Origin of the sequence: Yoonia tamlensis (assembly GCF_900115105.1) — a bacterium.
In the GTDB taxonomy this organism is placed as follows: domain Bacteria; phylum Pseudomonadota; class Alphaproteobacteria; order Rhodobacterales; family Rhodobacteraceae; genus Yoonia; species Yoonia tamlensis.
On the sequence record NZ_FOYP01000001.1, the window covers coordinates 1,827,504 to 1,849,229 of the forward strand.

Annotated in this window: 24 protein-coding genes and 1 tRNA gene; 7 read left to right on the forward strand and 18 right to left on the reverse strand. The window is 57.2% G+C overall.

Annotated features, from left to right (window positions below; genetic code table 11):
• Nucleotides 1-17: 17 nt before the first annotated feature.
• The 8 genes from murD to BM320_RS09460 form a co-directional block, all read right to left on the reverse strand.
• A complete protein-coding gene (gene murD / locus BM320_RS09430; protein ID WP_090199328.1) occupies nt 18-1,415 on the reverse strand; it encodes a UDP-N-acetylmuramoyl-L-alanine--D-glutamate ligase in 1,398 nt (465 codons plus the stop codon).
• A 124-nt stretch (nt 1,416-1,539) separates the two neighbouring features.
• Nucleotides 1,540-2,547, reverse strand: a complete 1,008-nt coding sequence (locus BM320_RS09435) for an alpha/beta hydrolase (protein WP_165615019.1) — start codon at nt 2,545-2,547, stop codon at nt 1,540-1,542.
• Nucleotides 2,540-2,818 (reverse strand): DUF4389 domain-containing protein, encoded by a 279-nt coding sequence (locus BM320_RS09440; protein ID WP_090199332.1) that lies wholly within the window; start codon nt 2,816-2,818, stop codon nt 2,540-2,542. Before BM320_RS09440 ends, BM320_RS09435 begins: the two co-directional genes overlap by 8 nt.
• Nucleotides 2,819-2,827: 9 nt before the next feature.
• Entirely contained in the window at nt 2,828-3,796 is a 969-nt protein-coding gene (locus BM320_RS09445) for a Gfo/Idh/MocA family protein (protein WP_090199334.1), read from the reverse strand.
• Nucleotides 3,797-3,925: 129 nt separating this feature from the next.
• Nucleotides 3,926-4,825 carry an RNA polymerase sigma factor RpoH gene (rpoH, locus tag BM320_RS09450; protein ID WP_090199336.1) on the reverse strand — a complete coding sequence of 300 codons (900 nt, stop codon included), beginning with the start codon at nt 4,823-4,825 and terminating at the stop codon, nt 3,926-3,928.
• A 159-nt stretch (nt 4,826-4,984) separates the two neighbouring features.
• Nucleotides 4,985-6,013, reverse strand: coding sequence for an RluA family pseudouridine synthase (locus tag BM320_RS09455; RefSeq protein WP_090199338.1), 1,029 nt, complete (start codon nt 6,011-6,013; stop codon nt 4,985-4,987).
• Between the two features lie 335 nt (nt 6,014-6,348).
• Entirely contained in the window at nt 6,349-6,522 is a 174-nt protein-coding gene (locus BM320_RS16410) for a hypothetical protein (RefSeq protein ID WP_165615020.1), read from the reverse strand.
• A 216-nt stretch (nt 6,523-6,738) separates the two neighbouring features.
• Nucleotides 6,739-6,815 (reverse strand) — tRNA-His (locus tag BM320_RS09460).
• A gap of 141 nt (nt 6,816-6,956) precedes the next feature.
• Between BM320_RS09460 and BM320_RS09465 the strand changes: the two genes are divergently transcribed.
• Complete coding sequence (locus BM320_RS09465) at nt 6,957-7,148, forward strand: DUF6324 family protein (RefSeq protein WP_090200525.1); 192 nt, start codon at nt 6,957-6,959, stop codon at nt 7,146-7,148.
• On the opposite strand, the gene BM320_RS09470 is transcribed toward BM320_RS09465, so the two are convergent.
• Nucleotides 7,135-7,593, reverse strand: coding sequence for an MmcB family DNA repair protein (locus BM320_RS09470; protein ID WP_090199340.1), 459 nt, complete (start codon nt 7,591-7,593; stop codon nt 7,135-7,137). The genes BM320_RS09465 and BM320_RS09470 overlap by 14 nt on opposite strands.
• Before the next feature lie 336 nt (nt 7,594-7,929).
• On the opposite strand from BM320_RS09470, the gene BM320_RS16415 reads away from it, so the two are divergent.
• Nucleotides 7,930-8,076 (forward strand): hypothetical protein, encoded by a 147-nt coding sequence (locus tag BM320_RS16415; RefSeq protein WP_165615021.1) that lies wholly within the window; start codon nt 7,930-7,932, stop codon nt 8,074-8,076.
• A 249-nt stretch (nt 8,077-8,325) separates the two neighbouring features.
• Nucleotides 8,326-8,697, forward strand: a complete 372-nt coding sequence (locus BM320_RS09475; protein ID WP_090199342.1) for a GFA family protein — start codon at nt 8,326-8,328, stop codon at nt 8,695-8,697.
• On the opposite strand, the gene nusB is transcribed toward BM320_RS09475, so the two are convergent.
• The 5 genes from nusB to BM320_RS09500 all read right to left on the reverse strand — a co-directional run bounded on the left by nusB (nt 8,694) and on the right by BM320_RS09500 (nt 12,107).
• Nucleotides 8,694-9,161 carry a transcription antitermination factor NusB gene (nusB, locus tag BM320_RS09480; RefSeq protein ID WP_090199344.1) on the reverse strand — a complete coding sequence of 156 codons (468 nt, stop codon included), beginning with the start codon at nt 9,159-9,161 and terminating at the stop codon, nt 8,694-8,696. The genes BM320_RS09475 and nusB overlap by 4 nt on opposite strands.
• Entirely contained in the window at nt 9,158-9,697 is a 540-nt protein-coding gene (locus BM320_RS09485; RefSeq protein ID WP_090199346.1) for a 6,7-dimethyl-8-ribityllumazine synthase, read from the reverse strand. Before BM320_RS09485 ends, nusB begins: the two co-directional genes overlap by 4 nt.
• The gene (gene ribB, locus BM320_RS09490; protein WP_090200527.1) at nt 9,697-10,827 is read right to left on the reverse strand and encodes a 3,4-dihydroxy-2-butanone-4-phosphate synthase; all 1,131 of its coding nucleotides are present in this window, start codon (nt 10,825-10,827) and stop codon (nt 9,697-9,699) included. The genes BM320_RS09485 and ribB overlap by 1 nt, the downstream gene beginning before the upstream one ends.
• A 117-nt stretch (nt 10,828-10,944) precedes the next feature.
• A complete protein-coding gene (locus BM320_RS09495) occupies nt 10,945-11,511 on the reverse strand; it encodes a hypothetical protein (RefSeq protein WP_090199348.1) in 567 nt (188 codons plus the stop codon).
• Complete coding sequence (locus tag BM320_RS09500; RefSeq protein ID WP_090199350.1) at nt 11,511-12,107, reverse strand: riboflavin synthase; 597 nt, start codon at nt 12,105-12,107, stop codon at nt 11,511-11,513. Before BM320_RS09500 ends, BM320_RS09495 begins: the two co-directional genes overlap by 1 nt.
• Nucleotides 12,108-12,231: 124 nt before the next feature.
• Here BM320_RS09500 and BM320_RS09505 point away from each other — a divergent pair, with 124 nt between their 5' ends.
• Both BM320_RS09505 and BM320_RS09510 read left to right on the forward strand, forming a co-directional pair.
• Entirely contained in the window at nt 12,232-13,503 is a 1,272-nt protein-coding gene (locus BM320_RS09505; protein ID WP_090199352.1) for a capsule polysaccharide biogenesis protein, read from the forward strand.
• Between the two features lie 3 nt (nt 13,504-13,506).
• Nucleotides 13,507-15,507, forward strand: coding sequence for a capsule polysaccharide biogenesis protein (locus BM320_RS09510; RefSeq protein WP_090199354.1), 2,001 nt, complete (start codon nt 13,507-13,509; stop codon nt 15,505-15,507).
• Here BM320_RS09510 and ribD read toward each other — a convergent pair.
• The 3 genes from ribD to BM320_RS09525 all read right to left on the reverse strand — a co-directional run bounded on the left by ribD (nt 15,504) and on the right by BM320_RS09525 (nt 18,797).
• Nucleotides 15,504-16,586, reverse strand: coding sequence for a bifunctional diaminohydroxyphosphoribosylaminopyrimidine deaminase/5-amino-6-(5-phosphoribosylamino)uracil reductase RibD (gene ribD / locus BM320_RS09515; protein WP_278246431.1), 1,083 nt, complete (start codon nt 16,584-16,586; stop codon nt 15,504-15,506). The genes BM320_RS09510 and ribD overlap by 4 nt on opposite strands.
• A 2-nt stretch (nt 16,587-16,588) precedes the next feature.
• Nucleotides 16,589-17,056 (reverse strand): transcriptional regulator NrdR, encoded by a 468-nt coding sequence (nrdR, locus tag BM320_RS09520; protein ID WP_090199357.1) that lies wholly within the window; start codon nt 17,054-17,056, stop codon nt 16,589-16,591.
• A gap of 139 nt (nt 17,057-17,195) precedes the next feature.
• The gene (locus BM320_RS09525) at nt 17,196-18,797 is read right to left on the reverse strand and encodes a tetratricopeptide repeat-containing sulfotransferase family protein (protein WP_131802368.1); all 1,602 of its coding nucleotides are present in this window, start codon (nt 18,795-18,797) and stop codon (nt 17,196-17,198) included.
• A 244-nt stretch (nt 18,798-19,041) separates the two neighbouring features.
• Between BM320_RS09525 and BM320_RS09530 the strand changes: the two genes are divergently transcribed.
• Nucleotides 19,042-20,619, forward strand: coding sequence for a tetratricopeptide repeat-containing sulfotransferase family protein (locus BM320_RS09530; RefSeq protein ID WP_165615022.1), 1,578 nt, complete (start codon nt 19,042-19,044; stop codon nt 20,617-20,619).
• Between the two features lie 62 nt (nt 20,620-20,681).
• The gene (locus tag BM320_RS09535; protein WP_090199363.1) at nt 20,682-21,371 is read left to right on the forward strand and encodes a nitroreductase family protein; all 690 of its coding nucleotides are present in this window, start codon (nt 20,682-20,684) and stop codon (nt 21,369-21,371) included.
• On the opposite strand, the gene BM320_RS09540 is transcribed toward BM320_RS09535, so the two are convergent.
• The gene (locus BM320_RS09540; RefSeq protein ID WP_090199365.1) at nt 21,372-21,644 is read right to left on the reverse strand and encodes an HlyU family transcriptional regulator; all 273 of its coding nucleotides are present in this window, start codon (nt 21,642-21,644) and stop codon (nt 21,372-21,374) included.
• Nucleotides 21,645-21,726: the final 82 nt, after the last annotated feature.

Genomic DNA, 21,726 nt, shown 5'->3' on the forward strand with positions numbered 1-21,726 from the left:
GTGGATCAAGATCCACCTTACATTGTTTCAGCTTCTACACAGGCGATAAAATCGTCGCCGCGTCGTTCAAAACTGTCATATTGGTCAAATGACGCTGCCGCCGGTGCCAACAGCACCACATCTCCCGGCAGGGCATCTTTGGCAGCTTGTGCCACAGCCGCTGCCATTGTGCCGCAAATCGCGGCGTCGACGCCATCCAGCTGGCGTGCGAATTCGGTTGCTTCGCGGCCGATCACATAGGCTTTGGCAACATTGCCCAAATGCGGGATCACCGCGTCCAGACCGCCTTCTTTTTGCAGCCCGCCGCAGATCCACCGGATGTTGGTAAAGGCCTGCAACGCCTTGGAAGCGCTATCGACGTTGGTCGCCTTGCTGTCATTCACATAGCGCACGCCGTTATGTTCCTTGATCAGCTGCGAGCGATGCGGCAGCCCCGGATATGAGCGCATCGCGGCCTCGATCCCCTTCGGGCCAAGCCCGAGACTGCGGCAGACCGCATAGGCCGCACAAGCATTCTGGTGATTATGCGCACCCGGAAGCCCCGCAATTTCGCGCAGGTCAATTGACCCGACCTGCCGGCCCTTGCGGACCTCGCTTAGAAAACCTTTGCGGGCAAACACGCACCAGCCTTGCGACAGTTTGCGCCCCGATGAAATCCGGATTACGCGGTCGTCGTTTGCACCTTCGCCCAATTGGTTGGCAAGATAGCAGCCTTCCGGCTCGTCCACGCCGATAATCGCGCGGTCCGGCCCGCCTTCGGCAAACAGGCGCCGCTTGGCCGCGAAATAGCCGCCCAAACCGGCATGCCGGTCGAGATGATCAGGCGAAAGATTGGTAAACACCGCGATATCAGGGGTAAGCGCGCGCGCAAGATCGGTTTGATAGGACGACAGTTCAAGCACAACAATTTCGCCGTCATGGGCAGGGTCGATATCAAGCACGCCGCGCCCGATATTGCCCGCCAATTGCGCCGGACGCCCGTTTTCCACCAGAATGTGATGGATCAGCGCCGATGTCGTCGACTTTCCGTTTGATCCCGTCACCGCCACAATCCACGGGGCGACATCAAAACCGTCCCATTCTGGTGTCGCAAAGGACTGGAAGAACAGGCCGATGTCATTGTCGACACTAACGCCCGCATCCCATGCGGCCGCGATCACAGGATTGGGACGCGGGTAAAGATGCGGAATGCCGGGGCTGACGACCAGCTTGGCAACGCCGTCGAATGCGCCTGCTTTGGTCAGATCGCGGATTTCAAACCCATCTTGCGCCGCCAGATCGCGCGCTGGCACGCTATCGTCCCAAACAACAACATCTGCGCCGCCTGCGCGCAATGCCGCAGCGGTTGCGCGGCCGGATCGCCCCAAGCCGAGCACGGCAACTGATTGGCCCACATAGCCCTGAACTGGAATCATCCTTGCCTCTTTCAATATGCGCCCCGACTTTGCCCTGCTTGGCGGCGCAGGTGCAAGGGATCGCTGCATTTTCCAACCCCTTATCCGGTTTATGCGAGCGCTTGCAATTCCCGCCGTCCGCGCATCATTGCAAGCCTGCGTCAAGCGTGGCCAGATCGCCGGTTTCACTGATCTGGCGCAACAGGCGAATAGCGCTCGGCGAAGTCGCGGCGACCATATGGCCCAAGTGCGCAAGCGAACTCATCTGGGTCAAATCAATGATCACAACATCCAGATCCGCAATTGCATCCGATTCCGCCAACTGCCCCAGCTTTGTGCGCCCCCCAACCAAAAGCGACGACATACCAAGTGCCTGATCGGCACTATTTGTCAGCATGATATAGGGGTTGCGGCGCGCGCCGATCGTTGCAACCTGCCTGCGGAAAATATCCGGATCAATGTCGGGCGAAAACAGCACAACTGTGCCGATATCATCCAAAACAGACGTTTTTCCGGCAATTGCCAGCTGGCGCATGGTTTCCATGATCAATTGCGATCCCAATGAATGCGCAATAATTGTGATCGACTTGTTGGAAAAACGCGAGATGTCAGCCAACAGACCGGCCAGATCGTCACGGGCAAAAAGCACGCTATCGCGGTCATACACATAGCCCGCAGGCACCCCTGCAGATGCCCAAGAAAACACAGCCGTCGTATTTTCAAACCCGAAATCATGGCTCATCTGTGCAAAGCGGAACACCGCCTCGGTGGTCGTGGTATTGTAGCCGTGGACATAAATAAGGATCTCGTCGCCCGGACCTGCGTCAAGTGCTGCAATAAATGTGTCACGGTCCTGCGGCGTGTATCGGGGCATCGTAAAGCCCCGCGACGGGTCATAAATATTCTCGATTTCGCCAATCACATGATCGGGCGGAATGGCCACTGCAATCTGCGCGAATGCTGCGGCTTCGGGGCGATCATCATATGTGATGTCTCCGGTCGGCGATACACGCTGCTGCGTTGCGACAAAAACCGTCTGCAATGTCGCGCCCGGTTCTGCGGGAGATACGGTAATTGTATAGGGACGCGCGCAGGCGCCAAGCGCCAGCAAACAGACCGCGACGCGCCAAATGCGCGGAATGCGTTTAATCAAGTTCGGTCCACGGCCATGGTTTGACTTCGCTTGCGGCCACCTGATAGCGCGCGGCCTTGGCCATCCAGACACCCATTGTTGTGCCGATTTCGGCCAATTGTTCATTGGGTTCGCGTTTTTTCACCAGCATGATGACAAACTGCCCGACGGTCAGCAGGCCCAGCAGTGAGCTTGCCATGCTCATCATCACAGCGATGATCACCATATGCACAAGGCGCAGCCACATGCTTTCGAAATCGGATTCGGCTTGTGTGTTGTTTTCTTCGGACATGCCGATCTCCTACTTGTTGCCGGCGGCAAAAACCATATCCATCATCTTTTGCGTTCCGCGCGAAAATTCAAGGGGGCACGGGTATTTCGCGCCAGATTCGACGCAATTGCCAAAGTTTTCAACCTGCTGCACATAATGATTAACAGCCGGAAACCTTTCAATGGTCACAGTGCCAGCCGTGGTTTCCAGTCGTAGGCTTGCCTGATCAAACACGCCCGCATTGAACGGGCAGGTCATTTGCAGCAGGCCCTTTTCGCCGTGGAATACAACTTGTTGGCGGTTAAACAGCCGCATGGAAACAATTGCCGCATATGTGAATTCCGGGAAATCTGCGGCCACTTGCGCAAAGACATCGACATCGTTCTCAAGCCGGAGATTGGCATAGGGCACCGCCAAAGGTTCTGCGCCTGTGACAAAGCGGGCCGCGCCAAACGTATAAACGCCAATATCACGCAGACCGCCGCCGCCCGCGTTGGCCTGATTGCGAATGTTACCCGCATCGTCATTGTAATAGGAAAACACCGCATCCACATGGCGCAGCGCACCAATCGCGCCGCCTTGTACCAATTCACGCGCGCGTTGGAATTGCGGGTGATGCACGATCATGAACGCCTCGGCGGCCAGTTTGCCCGATTTGTCGCGGGCCGCAATCAGCGCATCAAAATCGGCATCCGACAGCGCAATCGGTTTTTCGCAAAGCACATGCTTTCCCGCTTGCAGCGCCTTGATCGTCCATTCCACATGGAGATGGTTGGGAAGCGGGATATAGACCGCATCGATCGCAGGGTCCGCCAGCAGGGCGTCATAGCTGTCATGCACCTTTAGCCCCGGTGCAAAGGCCTGAAACGGCACAGCCTTGGCCGGATTAGACGTGGCAAGCGCTGCCAATTCGGCCCCGCGCGCAGCATGGATCGCAGGCGCCATATGGTTGAGCGCGAAATTTGCAGCGCCCAAAACGCCCCAACGCAGTGAAGTCATTTTTGTCTCTCCCGATTTTGGCGCGATGTTAGCGCTAAAAATGCGCAAAGGGAAATAGGCAGAAACCCCCAAAACAAAAAACCCGCCAGAACAATCCGGCGGGTCAGAGGTGTTTTTTGTGCAGTGGTTTTAATCCGCTGGCACCAGCATGCCCTTTTCCTTGGCAAGCTCTTGCATCTTTTCTTGCAGCTTTTCAAAGGCGCGCACTTCGATTTGACGAATACGTTCGCGGCTGACGTCATACTGGCTGCTCAGATCTTCAAGCGTGACAGTTTCGTCCGACAGTCGGCGCTGAACGAGAATATCTTTTTCGCGCTCGTTCAGCACGTCCATTGCCTGAGCCAAAAGCGCACGGCGCACGTCCAATTCATCGTGTTCTTCGTAATCGCCAGCGGTGTTCGCGCTCTCGTCCTCAAGCCAATCCTGCCATTGCATGGTGCCTTCGCCGTCAGAACCAACCTGCGCATTCAGTGACGCATCCCCGCCCGACATGCGGCGGTTCATCGAAATCACTTCATCTTCGGTCACGCCAAGATCGGTCGCAATGCGGGCCACGTTTTCAGGACGCAAATCACCCTCTTCAAGCGCTCCAATCCGATTCTTGGCCTTGCGCAGGTTGAAAAACAGCTTTTTTTGCGCCGATGTCGTGCCAAGTTTAACAAGCGACCACGACCGCAGGATGTATTCCTGGATCGACGCGCGGATCCACCACATCGCATAGGTCGCCAAACGGAAACCTTTTTCCGGATCAAAGCGTTTGACCGCCTGCATCAGGCCGACGTTGGCCTCGGAAATGACTTCGGCTTGGGGCAAGCCATAGCCACGGTAGCCCATCGCGATTTTCGCGGCCAGTCGCAGGTGCGATGTGACCATCTTATGCGCGGCTTCGGTGTCTTCGTGATCGACCCAGCGTTTGGCCAGCATATATTCTTCCTCAGGCTCCAGCATCGGGAACTTGCGGATTTCTTGCATATAACGGTTCAGCCCGCCCTCTGGGGTTGGTGCTGGTAAATTCTTATAGTTGCTCACTGTCGTGCCCTCCTATGTTTAAAGGCTTAACATGGATATGGTAACGCTATCAAATCGTTTCAAGACGCGATATTGATTTTCTGTTAAGACAATATGAACCGAGCAGTTCAGTTATGCGAGGGGAAAACATGTGCGTTCACGCACATGGGAACGCATGTTTCAGCCCTGATAACCCAAATCCGCCAAAAGTGCGCGCATATCAGCGGGCAAAGCGGCCTCGAACTCCATAAACTCTTCGGTCACCGGATGTACAAAGCCCAAAGTCGCCGCATGTAGCGCCTGCCGCGAAAACGCGGCAACGGCATCAACGCCCGCCTCACCGACTGCCTTTGGCGACAGTTTGCGCCGCCCGCCATAGACCGGATCACCGATCAACGCATGGCCACAATGCGCCATATGCACCCTGATCTGATGGGTGCGCCCCGTTTCGAGCCAGCATTCGATCAGCGCCGCACAGGGCGGCATGCCCAAAGGCTGCAAGATCCGCGACCGCGTGACCGCATGACGGCCAGTAGTAAAGGACACCGCTTGCCGCTGCCGGTCGGTTTTATGGCGCCCCAAAAACGTCTGCACCTTCAAAATATTGCCCGGCTCGAACGAGGTGCCTTTGATGCCGCGCAGGCGCGGATCATTGGCGTCAGGCACCCCGTAACAAATCGCCAGATAGCGCCGTTCAACCGTGTGGGTCGCAAATTGCGCGGCCAGATGATGGTGCGCACGGTCCGATTTCGCCGCGACCAACAGACCTGTGGTTTCCTTGTCAATCCGGTGCACAACGCCGGGGCGTTTCATACCGCCAACGCCCGACAGGCTATCGCCGCAATGATGGATCAGCGCATTGACCAACGTGCCGCCCGGCGTACCGGGGGCGGGATGCACAACCATACCGCTGGGCTTATTGACGACAATCAGGTCATCATCCTCATAAACCACCTCAAGCGCGATTTCCTCGCCAACGATATGGCTTTCTTGGGCGATTTCGACTGTCACATCGACCTGCGCGCCCTCGAGCACGCGGTGACGCGGGTCCGTAATGACAACGCCATCTACGGTGACCGCACCCTCTGCGATCAATTTTGCCAAACGCGACCGGCTAAGCGACGCATCTTCGGGCACGTCCCGGCCCAACGCCTTGTCCAAACGCGGCGGCGGGGCCGGTTGGATCACAAAGGAAATCACATCAGACATAGAAAATCAGTTCTCACATACGAAAATGGACGCCAAAGATGCTGGTGGCCTGGCTTTCGGGGTTTGCGGGATTGCCCAACAAATAGCAAGTGTGCTGGACGGCGTTAAATGTAGACCAGCAAGCATCCAAAGAAGCGACGCTCGTTTTCCGGTGCAATGGACAGGCAGTGGCCTGCTAAACAGTCGCCTAGCGCAGTGCAGGTAGTCATGGCTTGATCACAGCGGCATGCGACTGGCGATCACGGCGCGGGACATCAAAAACACCGCCGATAGCCGCTCCGCGGGACAAAGCGACTTTGGTTCAGTTTCGTTTTTCCTGCGAAACGGCTTTCTACTCAAATGCCGATGCGTAGCAGAATTGCTGCGGCAACTGCACAGCCAACACTAGCGAACATGAAGCTTTCAAAACTGCGGCCCAAAAGCAGCCCTGATTTATTGCCTGAAAACAGCATCAAGAGCCACACACCCGAACAAATCAGAAAACACAGCAAAGCAATCAATCCCAACATTTGTTTTTCCTATGGAAGCTACTGAATGTGAGTAAACTGTCGGTCGCCATGTAACGTTGAATTTAACTAAAATAGCTTGGCAACACAATGGGCTCAAACCTGCCATTCGCTGCATTCCTCTCGAAAGTCCGGTTTTCCATCTTGGGGAAGGAGATAGTGGTAAGGTAAGGTCAAATTTGACCACCGCTTTTCACCAAACACTACGAAATTTGAGAATGGTACCGCCTCCCCGGCTTGAACGGGGGACCCCTGGTTCCACAAACCAGTGCTCTAACCAACTGAGCTAAGGCGGCATTGCGCGTGATTTAGCGGCACGTGCGGATGAATGCAAGTGCCTCATGCCGAAAAACCCGCGTCAAAGCATGGCGCGCGACGACACCCTTGCCAATTATGCCCGCGCCCTTGTAGGAAACCCCATCAATAAAGGAATGACCATGGGCATTAACAGCGAACGCGACATCGAAGCGAATATGCAAATCGGGCCAACCGACCAAGGGATGGTGCGCATCTTTATCGAATCCGGCGGCACCGAAATCCCGATGGATTTCGAACCCGAAGAAGCCGAAGAAATCGCCGAAGAAATCCGCGCCGCCGTGATGGCCGCCCGCGCAATCAAAAAGCGCTGATAAATCCGGGGTCTTGCGCCGCCTGCGCCCGAATGGCGGCATGGCGCGCGATTTTTTGCACCAACACCTTGCGCCGCGCTGGCGCAAGCTTGGCCTCTGGGCCCATCCGGATAATTTCCGCGCCGTATGCATCGGCAAAGATCAGCCCCGTATCATCCGGCAAAAGATCGGTCGGAAAATCGCTGTCGACCGCCCAAAAATACCGGTCACACCAATCCAGATAGCCCTGCCATTTTTGGTCTGTTGTAAAATCCGCACGGCTTGATTTGCATTCAACGATCCAGACTTCGCCCTTTGGGCCTAGCCCCATCACATCCACCCGCAGCCCTTTGGCGGGGGCAAGCTCTTGTACTGAGACGAAATCATAGCTGCGCAAATGCCGCGCAACCCCGCGCGCCAGCAACTGGCCGGGCATTAAATCGCAAAGAGGTGAGTCGCCTGCCATGCTAATAATGTGAACAATACGTGAACAAATGGCAATAACCCAAAACTTTTCCTAAAAATATCGACAAAATTACAGAATGCATAAAATTGAAGGCAATATTAACAGCATTAGCCTCCTCCCCTTATTAATAAGGCGCAAACGCGATCTTTGGGTCGCTATGCTGCGACACCCGCGACAAACATTGTTCACAATAAGGCAGCTTACGTAGGGGCAATGCCCAATTTACCTCCCCAAGGTCACGGTTTTGTCCAGTTTATGCGCGAATACATAAGTGTTGGTTAAGATGCGGTACAACACGGCGTCGCGAAAACCAGAACCGAACGGCAGGAGAGCAAGATGTCACTTTTTAGCGGGATTACTGTTTACGAAGTTTCAATGGCCCTGATCATGGTCGGTCTTGCCGAGCGCGTTCTCCTGGCCTACGCGCCGATTGAAATGGTTGGCCCGAATGGCTGGCTGATCAAAGGCGACATCAAAGAATAATCTGTGATCCCTACTTGCCCTGCCCCATAATCCACCCTACCTGTAAACACGGCGGGTTTCTGCTCTTCTCGTTATCCCGGGTACAAATCCAGCGGCCTTAAGCAAATCCTAGGATGCTGGCTCTGTTCTGACCCTGGTTAGTTTACCTGGCGCCCACCTGTACATACAGGTCCTCAGGATTAGTTACCCCTACGGCTGCCGCGGTTCCCGCCACCTTTACCGCTTACCGCCGCATGTTGGGGGTTGAAAATGAACCAGTTCACCGGAACCTGCCTGTGCGGGGCAGTGCAATTCACGGCCTCGGAACAGCCCCTGCGCATCGGCATTTGCCACTGCCGAGATTGCCGCAGGCACCACGGGGCCGCATTTTATGCCGCCGCCGTTTTTGACCGGCATGCCGTGACAATCACCGGAACCTATGCCGCCCACGCAGGGCGCGCGTTTTGCCCCGAATGCGGATCATCCGTGTTTGCGCGCTGTGGCGACGAAATTGAATTGCATCTCGGCGCGCTATCAAACGGCGAAACATTGGTCCCGACATACGAACTTTGGACAGAGCAGCGATTGCCTTGGGTGCAGCCACTGCCAGCGGCGCAGCAATTCGCGCGTGGGCGCGATTAAAACTTCTCTGGCTGCGCTTCGCGGGCCATGTGATCAAGCACTGCGTTCACGAACTTCGGCTCTTTGCCGTCATGTGAAAACGCTTCTGAAACGGCGACAAATTCGCTGATCACGACTTTGGGCGGGGTTTCGCCCTGACGCAGTTCAGCCCCAGCAGCGCGAAACAGTGCGCGCCATGTCGGGTCGATCCGTGCAATCGGCCATTTAGCTACAAGCGCGCGGTCGGTCATCTGGTCAATCGCGGCCTGTTCGTTCACCGCGCCGTCCATAAGCGCGCGAAATGTGTCCAGATCGCCCTCGATCATTTCAACGTCATCATAGGTCGCGCCAAAGCGGTGGTCTTCGAATTCGCGCATCACCTGATCGACGGTCTGGCCCGAGGCCTCCATCTGGAACAAGGCCTGCACAGCATAAAGCCGTGCGGCGGATTTCATTTTGCGACGTTGGTTGTTCGAAATGGTCATGCGTTTGTTTTGCCGTCTGTTTGACCCGCGAGCAGAATTTCTTGGGTAAAGCCCACCGGTTTTTCGGATTGGCCCCACTTACGGGCGAGCGCGACAAGGTGCAAGGCCGCAGCGGCCGCGCCGCCACCTTTATTCATTTGTGCGGGATCTGCGCGCACTTCGGCTTGTGTGCGGTTTTCGACCGTCAGGATGCCATTGCCAATACAGACGCCTTGCAGCCCCAGCAGCTGGATGGCGCGCGAACTGTCATTGCAGACCGTGTCATAATGGGTGGTTTCACCGCGGATCACACAGCCCAATGCGACATAACCGTCGAAATTCGACATGCGTTCGGCAATGCCGATGGCGGTTGGGATTTCAAGCGCGCCGGGGACTTCGACGATATCCCATGTGGCGCCCGCTTTTTCGATTTCAGCCTTGGCGCCCGCGATCTGGTTGTCGGAAATATCCTTGTAATAGGGCGAGGCCACAATCAGGATTTTCACCGGCTTTTCAAAGGTTGGCAGCGGCATGATGTAATGCGATGGTCCGGCCATTATCCGATCTCCGAAATTTTGCGTGTGCCTGTGATTTCAAGCCCGTAAGCGTCAAGACCCACGACCTTGGGCATTGGGGAGTTGGTCAGCAGCTCGATCTTGTGCAACCCGAGCGAGCTGAGGATCTGCGCGCCCAGCCCGTATTGGCGCAAGGTCTTGGGCGATGCTTCGGCGTCCGGATCGACCTGCATATGCAGATCACGCAGCAGGACAAGCGCGCCGCGCCCCTCATCTGCAATCAGCTGCATCGCATCACCAAATTCGTTGCGCCGCCCCGCAGGGCCCGCGCCGATCACATCCAGCATCGGGTCAAGCGCATGCATCCGCACCAGCACAGGTTCAGGGGTGGTGATGTCGCCTTTGACCAAAGCGATATGTTCGGCCCCTTGGGTTTCATCGGTGTAAATCCGCATTTCCCAGTTACCGCCGAATTCGGACTGGATCTGGCTGACCTCGCGGACGCGTACCAGATTGTCGTGGCGGCGACGGTAGGCGATCAGATCGCTGATCGTGCCGATCTTCAGCCCGTGCAATTGCGCAAATGCGATCAGGTCCGGCAGACGCGCCATTTCGCCGTCTTCTTTCATGATCTCGCAAATCACGCCGGATGGGTTCAGCCCCGCAAGCCGTGAAATATCGACGGCGGCCTCTGTATGGCCTGCGCGGACCAGAACGCCGCCATCGCGCGCGCGCAGCGGGAACACGTGGCCCGGCGTGGCGATATCGGCGGCACCTTTGGATGCATCAATCGCCGTGGCGACAGTGCGCGCGCGGTCATGGGCAGAAATGCCGGTGCTGACGCCTTCGCGGGCTTCAATGCTCACTGTGAAAGCGGTTTCATGGCGCGATGAATTATGCGAGGCCATCAGCGGCAGACCCAGCGCATCGATACGGCTGCCGGGCAAGGTCAGGCAGATCAGCCCGCGCCCGTGGGTCGCCATAAAGTTGATCGCGTCAGGCGTGGCCATTTGCGCAGGGATCACCAGATCGCCTTCGTTTTCGCGGTCCTCGTGATCGACAAGCACGAACATGCGGCCGTTGCGCGCGTCTTCGATGATATCTTCGATCGTGCTGATCGCATCCGCCCAGTCTTGTTCGACCGGACCGGGTGTTTCGAAATTCTGGCTCATGCGGATCCCCGAAAAATATGTTCCTTCGCAGATAGACCAGCCGCCCCAGTTTGAAAAGGGTGGTGGATCAAGATCCACCCTACGACGTTACGATGCGATGAGTCCGTAGGGTGGATTTCAAACCACCGCCTGCGCGAAATAGACATCCGCGGGCACATAGCCCGCCATTTTGCCTGTCTCGACCCATTCGCGCTCAAACGCGGTATCACCGACCAGCACCAGCCGGCTTGCAGGTGTTTTGGCATCGGCTGTCATGGCACGAAACTGGTCGCGGACGCTTGACCAGCTATCGGTAAATTGCGGCGCGCGGAATGCACGGTCGATTTGCGGCAATGCCTGCAAGTGTTTGACCATCGCAGGCGCATGCGCCAATGCAATACGCTGCGCACCAATCAATTGATCAAGCTTGCGTTTCCGGTCCGCAGCCATCGCCTGCCCTGCACGCAAAACCCGCAGCGCGTTATTCGAGAACATAAACCCGATCAGATCATCGCCGGAACTGGCCCGAATGCCTGCATAGGTCTTGTAGGGCAGCCCCAGTTCGGCGGCGCGGCGCACCCGCATACGGATCACCTCGACCGGCAGGGTGGGCATAAGTTTCTTGCGCGCTTTGGTCCAGACATGTTTGCGCCAGGTATGGCCGGGTTCAATCACGCGGCCCGAATTATGCCCGATGCCCGCCATCACGCAAACTCTTGTAACCGCGCGACATAGCGCGCCATCGTGTCGATCTCGATGTTGATCTCATCGCCGACCCGCGCATCGCCCCATGTGGTCGCTGTTTTGGTATGCGGGATAATATTGATCCCGAATTCCGCGCCCGACACTTCGTTGACCGTCAGGGACGTGCCGTTGAGCGCAACCGATCCTTTGGGTGCGATAAATCTGGCCAGCGCATCAGGCGCACGGAACGTCACCCGCGTGCTATCGCCTTCATCATGCATCGCAATCACCTGTGCGACCCCGTCCACATGGCCCGACACAATATGCCCGCCCAATTCGTCCCCGACTTTCAACGCGCGTTCGAGGTTCAGTCGCGTGCCGACAGCCCAGCCGCCAACATTCGTCGCACCCACCGTTTCAGCCGAGATTTCCACATCAAACCAGTTGCGCGGCGCATCGCCCAGCGCGATCACCGTCAGGCAAACCCCGTTGCAGGCGATCGACGCGCCGATATCAACCCCGCCCACATCATAGCCCGTCGCGATCCGCGCGCGCAGGTCGCCGCGTTGCTCAAGCGTGATCACTTCGCCAATATCTGTGACAATCCCTGTAAACATGCACCCGTCCTTTATTGCTGTCATTTGACTAGCCCGTGGCGTGCAGCCACGCAAGCGCGCGCACATCATATCTTTACGCTTAACCGCTTACCTCGGCGCGCATCAGCCGTTATATGTGGGCCTTATGGATAGCACGCGTAACTTTTTGTTTCTCCAAGGGCCGCACGGGCCGTTTTTTGCGCAGCTTGCAAAAATGCTGGTTGCGGCGGGGGCTAACGTGCACCGCGTGGGCTTTAACGCAGGTGACCGCGTGTTTTGGGGGCGGATGCCCAATTATATCGCGTTTCGCGCGGCGCGCGATGCGTGGCCAGAAAGGCTCTGCGCTATTCTGCGCGACCGCGCGATCACCGATATTGTGATCTATGGCGATACCCGCCCGATCCACGCCACTGCCGTCGCCCAAGCCAAGGCCGCTGGCCTGCGTATACATGTCTTCGAAGAAGGCTATCTGCGCCCCTATTGGGTCACTTATGAACGTGACGGATCCAACGGGCATTCCGCGCTGATGGATATCCCTCTGCCCGAGATGCGCGCCCGACTGGCCGCAGGCACCACCGATATCCCGCCGCCGCCGTCGCATTGGGGCGATATGCGCCAGCATATTTTCTATGGCGCGCTTTATCATTGGTTTGTGATGTTCTGGAACCGTGGCTACCCGCAATTCAAACCGCACCGCGCCCTGCCTATCCACCGCGAGGCGCTGCTTTATTCCAAACGCCTGTGCTTGATGCCGTTTCTGGCGCTTAGCCGGATATATGCCACGTATAAAATCAAAAAAGCAGGCTACCCCTATCATATCGCGCTATTGCAGCTTGAACATGACGCAAGCTTTCAGGCGCATTCGCCGTTTGACGATATGCACGGGTTTCTGGCGCTTGTCATCGACGGGTTCGCGCGCGGCGCGCCGGCGCATCATCACCTTGTGATCAAGGCGCATCCGCTTGAAAGCGGGCAATCGCCGCTGCGCAAGATGATCCGCAAACTGGCGCAAGAACACGGGGTTGCCAAACGGGTGCATTATCTGCGTGGTGGCAAGCTGGCCGGTATTCTAGCCCAAGCGCGCAGTGCGGTGACGGTGAACTCCACGGCGGGCCAGCAAGCGCTTTGGCGCGGCATTCCGCTCCGCGCCTTTGGCACCAGCATTTATGAAAAACCCGAATTTGTATCCACGCAGCCCCTGCCCGCATTCTTTGCCCACCCCATGCGGCCGGATGCCGAAGCCTACCGCGACTACCGGCAGTTTTTGTTGCAAACCAGTCAGGTTCCCGGCGGGTTTTATTCTTCCAAGGGGCGCGATCAGCTCAAGCGGCAATTGGTCGACAAGATGCTTGCGCCCCAAGGCCCCTATGCGCGCGCGCCACAGTCCAAAGCGCGTACGATGAAGGTCGTGCGCTAGGACATGCGGGTGCCGGATCGCAAAAACCTGTTTGTCTATAATGGCGGGCTGCTGACCAAAGGGCGCGTGCGGCGCATAATCGAACTGGCGGGCTATGAAATCCGGCTGGGTGTCCCCGCAGAGGGTGATCAGGTCGGGGTTTGGGGGCATAGCCCCACTGCCCCGCGCGGCGAGGCGGTCGCCGGTCGCAAGGATTCGCCGATCGTGCGGGTTGAGGATTCGTTTTTGCGTTCCGTCAGGCTGGGTCGCGATGGTGACGCGCCAATCGGGCTGAATATTGATACGCGCGGCGTGCATTTTGATCCCAGCGTGCCCAGCGATCTTGAAACGATCCTGAACGAAGACCCGCTGGATAACACAGCACTATTAAACCGCGCGCGCGCAGGAATTGCGCTGCTCAAATCCGCGCATCTGTCGAAATACAACGCCTTTGACCCTGCCCTCCCTACCCCCGAAGCGGGTTACGTTCTGGTCATCGACCAAACCCGCAAGGACGCGTCGATCAAGGCCAGCGGCGCCGATAGCAACACCTTCCGCGAGATGTTGTTTTTCGCGCTCACCGAACATCCCGGCGCGCGCATTGTAATCAAAACCCACCCCGAAACTGTCGCGGGCCACCGCACGGGGTATTTCACCGAAAAAGACTGCGATAGCCGCATTGAACTGTGTGACGCGCCGCTGTCGCCTTGGGCGCTGCTGGAAGGCGCGATTGCGGTCTATACGGTCACATCACAACTGGGGTTCGAGGCGATTCTGGCAGGGCACAAGCCCGTGGTCTTTGGCCAACCGTTCTACATGGGTTGGGGGCTGACCGATGACCGCAAGCCGCTGCAACGCCGCCAGCGCAACCTGACGCGCGCGCAACTGTTTGCAGGGGCGATGCTGATCTATCCCAAATGGTACGACCCCTTCCATGACCGCCTGTGCAGCTTTGAAGAGGCAAGCGTCACATTGGCCGCCGCTGCACGCGCATGGCGTGACGATCACAACGGCTGGGTCGCCGCCAATATGCGTCTGTGGAAACGAAAACCCCTGCAAGACCTGTTTGGCGCGCATAAACGCGTGATCTTTGCCAAAGGCGCGCGCGCCGCGCAACGCGCCAACAAGACAAATCGCCGCCTTATGCGTTGGGCCAGCACAGGCGCCACAGACGCCACATTGGTCGAAGACGGGTTCTTGCGTTCGCGCGGGCTTGGCGCTGATCTGGTTGCGCCGCTCAGCCTCGTGCTGGATGACATCGGCATTTATTATGACGCAACGCGGCCCAGCGCGCTTGAAAACCTGATCAACGGCGCGGATGACCTTTCTGACGGCGACCGCGCCCGCGCACAGGCGCTGATCACGCGGCTGCTGGATGCGCGTTTGACGAAATATAACCTGTCAAAACCCGCCACAGTAGACCTGCCAAAAGGGCGGCGCATTCTGGTGCCCGGACAGGTCGAGGATGACGCCTCTATCCGTTTGGGCTGCACGGATGTGGCGACGAACCGCGATCTGCTAAGGGCCGCGCGCGCGGCGAACCCTGCCGCGATTATCGCCTATAAACCCCATCCGGATGTCGAGGCAGGGCTGCGCCCCGGCGCTGTGCCCGACGCGCTGCAATGGGCGGATGTTGTGCTGCAAGACGCCGACCCGCTTGCGGCCCTTGAACAGGCTGATGCGGTCTGGACCATGACATCATTGATCGGGTTTGAGGCGCTTTTGCGCGGCAAGCAAGTCACCTGTTTGGGGATGCCGTTTTATGCAGGCTGGGGACTGACAGATGATCGCGCCATGCCAATCGCGCGCCGCCATGCGCAGGTTGATCTGATCGCGCTGACCCATGCCGCGCTGATCAGCTATCCGCGCTATTTTGATCCGCTTACAGGGCTGCCCTGCCCTGTCGAGGTGATCGTCGACCGGCTTGCAAATGATGACATTCCCGATGCCAGCGCGCTGAACCGCAGTCTGGCCAAACTGCAAGGCGTCTTTGCCAGCGCCGCCCCTTTGTGGCGCAGACGCTAGGCCCGCCGCCAGATATGCATGATATCGCCGCCCAAGGGCTGCACCTGTTCCAGCACAAAACGCGGCGCTTGCGCCAGACGGTCAATGCCCATTGCGGCCAGCGCTGGCGTGCCTTCGGCGCCGATGGCCTGACCTGCGGTAAACACGACCAATCGGTCGACCAATCCGGCCGACAAAAGGGACGCAGCCAACATGCCGCCGCCTTCGCAAAATACACGGGTAATGCCCCGATCCGCCAGCGCGTTCATCGCCGCAAGCGGGTCAATCTGGCCTGCGGATACGGCGCAAGGCAGGCTTTGCGCGCCTTGATCCACCCAAGCGGATGCATCGCTATTGGCACCGTGGCACAGATAAACGGGGGTTTCACGCGCGGTCCGCGCAAGCTGGCAATCGGCGGGGATTTTCATCCCGCGCGACACAACCACCCGCACCGGCTGGCGCGCAATGCCAAGCCCGCGCACAGTTAGCGAAGGATCATCGGCACGCACCGTGCCCGCCCCCACCATCACCGCATCATGACGCGCGCGCATCATATGCACGGCGCGGCGGGCCTCAGGCCCCGTGATCCATTGGCTTTCGCCCGTCGCGGTGGCAATCCGCCCATCCAAAGTGCCCGCAAGTTTAAGCGTCACAAAGGGGCGGTTGTGCGTGATGCGCAGCAAGAATCCGGCGTGATCGACGCGGGCCTGATCAGCCAGAATATCGGTCGTCACGGCAATCCCCGCGTCACGCAGCATCTGCACGCCGCGCCCCGCTACGCGCGGATCAGGATCGCCCAGCGCAATCACCACACGGGCCACGCCTGCATCAATCAGCGCCTGCGCGCAGGGCGGGGTTTTGCCAAAATGCGCGCAAGGTTCAAGCGTGACATAGGCGGTCGCACCACGCGCAGCGGCGCCAGCTTGTGCAAGTGCTGCCGTTTCCGCGTGGGGCCGTCCACCATCGGCAGTGCGCCCGCGTCCGACGATCACGCCACCCTGCACAATCACACAGCCCACAGCAGGGTTCGGCCAAACACGGCCCATCCCGCGCCGCCCCAAATTCAGGGCAAGCGCCATAAACCTTTCGTCAGATTGCAGGCTCACTCTTTTGCGGGGTCGCTGGGGCGCAATTCACTGACAAATTTGTCAAAATCATCGGCCGCTTGGAAATTCTTGTAGACGCTCGCAAAGCGCACATAAGCCACCGTATCAATCCGCGCGAGGCTTTCCATCACGATTTCACCAATGGTGCCGGACGGGATATCGGTTTCACCCATGCTTTCCAGACGGCGCACGATGCCGCTGATCATCTGGTCCATGCGTTCAGGCTCGACAGGGCGTTTTTGCAAGGCGATACGGATAGAGCGTTCGAGTTTCGGACGGTCGAAATCTTCGCGGCGGCCATTGGATTTGATCACCACCAGATCACGTAGCTGCACCCGCTCATAAGTCGTAAACCGCCCGCCACAAGCCGGACAAAGCCGCCGTCTGCGAATTGCGGAATGATCTTCGGCTGGTCGTGAATCTTTGACTTGAGTGTCAACATTTCCGCAAAATGGGCAACGCATATCCGGTCCTCGTCAGTTCGCAATTGGGGGAAACCCCAAGTTATCCACAGCCACTATAGGAACCCGCACAGGTTTTGGGTAGTGGGCAATTCACACCGCTAGATGATGGGTGCAAATCGTGGCGATTGGGACTCAGTTCCTACACGCGTCCCGATCTGCTGGCCGGTGCATCAAACCCGTCTGGATACAGCGGTTTCAGCTGGGCCTTCAACGGTGCAAGATGTGCGTCATACCGCTGCCAGCGTCGCATGGATGACGTATAAAGCGGTTCACGCACTTGCCCCGCTGAGAGTGTCTGCACCCGATTTTTAGAGGTTTGGTATTCAAGACAGGCCGGATCCCAATCGAGCCCCAGGAAATCAACAGCCCTGCGCCCTTGGGTTTCGATATCACGCACGACATCTTCATAATTCACCTGCAAAATCGGGTTTGGCAGCACCTTTTCCCAATGCGCCATCAGGCGATCATATTGCATATAGGCGTGCCCCAAACTATCGAGATCTTGTGTGTATTTATGCCAAGCTGACAGGTTTTGCATGTAACACGAAACACAAGTGTCAAGCGGATCGCGGCGCATATGGATGATCCGTGCACGCGGAAACAGGACCGCGAAGAAGCCCAACAATTCAAAATTATGCAGGGACTTATCCAACGTCCGCAGCGCGCCCGTTTGGGCGGTTTCTGCCAAATACCTTGCCGCCATTTTTTGCGCTGCGCCATCGGGAATTTGCTTGATCGCACGGACCAGATCTTCGCCGTTGTGACTGCGCGCTTTGGTGTCTTGCACGATCACGTTCAGGCTTGGGCTTTCGCCCGCGCTACCAATTTGGCCGTGGCTGGCGAGCACCTGTTCCAGCAGGGTTGAACCGCTTCGCGGCATCCCCACGATCAGCACTGGCGCGTCGCTTTGGCTGCCCCGCGCAAAATAGTCGGCCCGACTGATGTTTGTACATTGGGTACTCACAAAGTTGGCGTAGTGTTTGGCGTCATATTGCATCGGCAAGACCGCCTTGGCCCGCGCAAACAGGTTAAATGCCCCGTCATAGTCACCAAAGTCATTAGACGCCTTGGCCAACTGCTTGACCACATTTGAAAGATGCATTCCGCCAATTTTTTCCGTTGCTGGCAATATAACGTCGCGCAAATACACAAAAATCGGGTCATCTGACTTGATCCGCGTTGCATGAATATAAAGCCCGATCACATTCATATCGTCGGGATTGGCCTGCAATAGATCGCGGCAAAGCGATTGTGCCGTCGCCAATTCGCCCGTAGCGACCAATGCCCTGGCAGATTGCAACATGGATTGCCTGTGCCCCGGCCGGATTTCCAAGGCATGTGTTAAATGGCCTAGCGCGGTGTCATATTCTCGCTGTGCCATTGCAACATGGGCTGCAATAAACAACACGTCAGGGTCATCGGGCGCCAGCGCCAACGCGGTTTGCGCATGCTGACTAGCAGAGGCCAACCGCGCACAATTACACATTGTTTCGGCGGCCAACGCGTGGCTGCTTGCGGCTTTGGGCCGCAGTTTCAACAGCAATTGCAGCATTGGTAACGCGCGCCGGAAACGCATACTATAGCGGTTGTGAAAACTGATAACGGCGCTAAGGACAACAATATTTTGCGGCTTTTGCGCCAGCAGCTGCTCGTACATCTGTCCCGCATCGGCAGTGCGGCCAGCCTTGGCCAATGCCATCGCATGACCCAAAGTGGCGACCTTATTCAGTTTATTGGCCAAGATGTGCGCCCCCGCGGCGGTTGAGCGAATGATCGCGTTGTTCAAACAAATAGACGCCTTGGGCAAACCCGCTTGAGCGATCGGCAAATTTGCAAAGCCCGGCGCCACGGGTCGTGATTTCAAATGTTGTCTGCATCTGCCCAGTTTGCACGTTCCAAGATCCAAGCACAACTACCCGCGCTGCACTTGTGGGAAACCTCAAAACATGGTTTTCAGCGGGCATAGTAACGTAGCGAGACCCAAGATGGCCAAAGCACCCAAAGACCCGTTTATCAGGCAGGCCAAAGCCGCCGAAGCAGCCGGACAACTTGCGGCGGCCGAACAGCTGCTGAAAAAGGCCATTGCACGCGCTCCCAAAGACCCCAACGCCTATGCTGTGATTATCCATCTGTACATGCGCCGAATGGACAAAACAGAGAAAGCACACGCGCTACTGCCCAAACTTTTGAAACTTGCCCCGCGGGCCGCACTGACCCATGAACTGGCTGCCGAGTGTTATTGCCGGCTCCATATGCTGCCCAAAGCAAAAGCGCATGCTGACAAAAGCCTGCAGCTCGGACCGAAATCACCCGACGGATTATATGTTGCCGCAACAGTCTATTCGACAATGGAAGACTTTGCCGCCGCAACCGTTTGCATGGAAACATGCCTTGCCATCCGGCCCAAACACCTCCCCTCGCGCCTGCTTTATGCAAAGTCACTGCGCAGCACAGGCGCGCTCAAGACCGCTGAAAACATCTGTCGCGACATATTTAGGGAATTTCCGGATAGCCTTGCGAACTACCTGATCTGGAACCAGACGTGCAAAATCACCGCCGACGATCCCATTTATCTACGCATACGCGACAAGACCCTCCCGTTAATGATCGAAAAGAAATTGCCAGGCCAGATTGAATTGTTGCGCGTGCTTGGAAAAGCGGAAAACGACATCGGCAACTTTGAAACCTCTTTCCGGCATTTCACCGATGCGAAGGCGCTTGAAGCTAAACGGCATAACCGCGCGGTCAACAGGGTATTTGTCAACACCGTGCTGTCCGGCGTCTCGAAGGCCGATTATTTTGGGGCGCAGGGCGATGACAGCGATAGCCCCGTTCTGATTGTGGGGATGCCCCGTTCCGGCAGCACGTTGCTTGAACAGATCCTTTCAAGCCATCCGCAAATCGGCGGCATCGGCGAAAGCAGGAACCTGCGCGAAATTTCGACAAATGCCGGTGTGAAGCCACAAAATGGCCCCGCAATTGTTAGCGCGATCCGCAATATGAGCCCCGAACAGACGCAGGCACTCGCGGCCAAATATCTTGAGGCGTCTACAACTGCGCAGCCAAACAGGCTGCGGATCGTTGACAAGAACCTTCACAACTTCGAAGTCTTGGGACTATTCGCCAAAATGTTTCCAAAAGCGCGTATTATCAACGCTCTGCGGGACCCGATGGATAATTGCGTGTCGTGTTATCTTGCTCCGCTCAACAGCTTTCACAGCTATACCCAAGATCTGACGTCATTGGGCCAATATTACTGCGAATACCGGAGCCTTATGGCGCATTGGAAGAATGTGGTGCCAAACCCGATCATGGAAGTGCATTACGAGGACATTGTTGCCGACACCGAAGGTAAGGCGCGCGAGGTCATTGATTTTCTCGGGCTTGACTGGGACCCTGCATGTCTTGACTACCAGCAAAACGAAAATCGGGCACGAACAATCTCTACATGGCAGGTGCGGCAGCCGATTTACAAAAGCTCGGTCAAACGCTGGGCGCGCTATGAAAAGCACCTTGATCCGCTAAAGGCGGAACTGAAACAGTTTTATCCCGACGGTTTTTAGGTTTCGCCTTGGCCTCGGGCGTGGCTGCTGATTAACTCTGCCCAAATTCAGGGAGCCGAATAATGTTTGCAAAAGAAAAAATGTCCTATAGCGCCATGCCCCTGCCCGATCATGCGCAAATGACGGATGCAGATGCCCAAGCCGCGGCCGCCGATTTTCGCGCCTTTATGGCCAAGCGCCATTCGGTGCGCGATTTCACAGACCAGCCGGTGCCGCGCGAAATCATCGAAGATTGCCTGATGACCGCGGGCAGCGCGCCGTCTGGCGCCAACCACCAGCCATGGTTTTTTGCCTGCGTGTCTGACCCTGCGCTCAAGGCGCGTATCCGCGAGGAAGCCGAGGTTGAAGAACGTAAATTTTACGACGGCGGCGGCAGCGACGAATGGATCAAAGCGCTCGAGCCCATCGGCACCAATGCAGACAAACCGCACCTGACGACCGCGCCCTGGTTGATCGTGATTTTCGCACAGCGCTGGGGCGAATTTGACGATGGCACGCGGTATAAAAACTACTACGTCCCTGAAAGCGTGGGCATTGCAACGGGGTTCTTGATCACCGCGCTGCATAACGCGGGGCTGTCGTGTTTGACGCATACCCCCAACCCGATGAAGTTCCTGAATGCCGCGCTTGACCGCCCCGATTCCGAAAAACCGGTGATGATCCTGACGGTCGGTCACCCGTCCAAGGACGCAACCGTGCCTGCGGTGGCGAAATACAAAAAACCGCTTGATAAGATCGCGCGGTTCTTTTGATCAACGGAAAATGCTGTCGCCCTGCTGGTCAATGACCACGCGGGCCTTGGCCGCCCCTTCGGTCCGCGCGACATTCTCGCTTTCAAGCATATCCGCGCGGATCAATTGGTGCACCTTCAGCTCTCCGTCGATCTCTTTTTCGATCTTCGCGGCCAGACGAAACTTACCACCTTCGCGGATCGGCTCTGGGGTGATGGTGTAGCCGTTGTATTCTTCCGAAGGGACCACGGCGGGTGCGGCACTGCCGCCGAAAAGGCGTTTGAAAAGGGACATGAGAAGGCTCCGTGTTTTCGGTTTTTTACCGTACCGTCCAAGCGACAAAAGCGAAAGAAGTCAGTTTCCAATCGCAATCAAT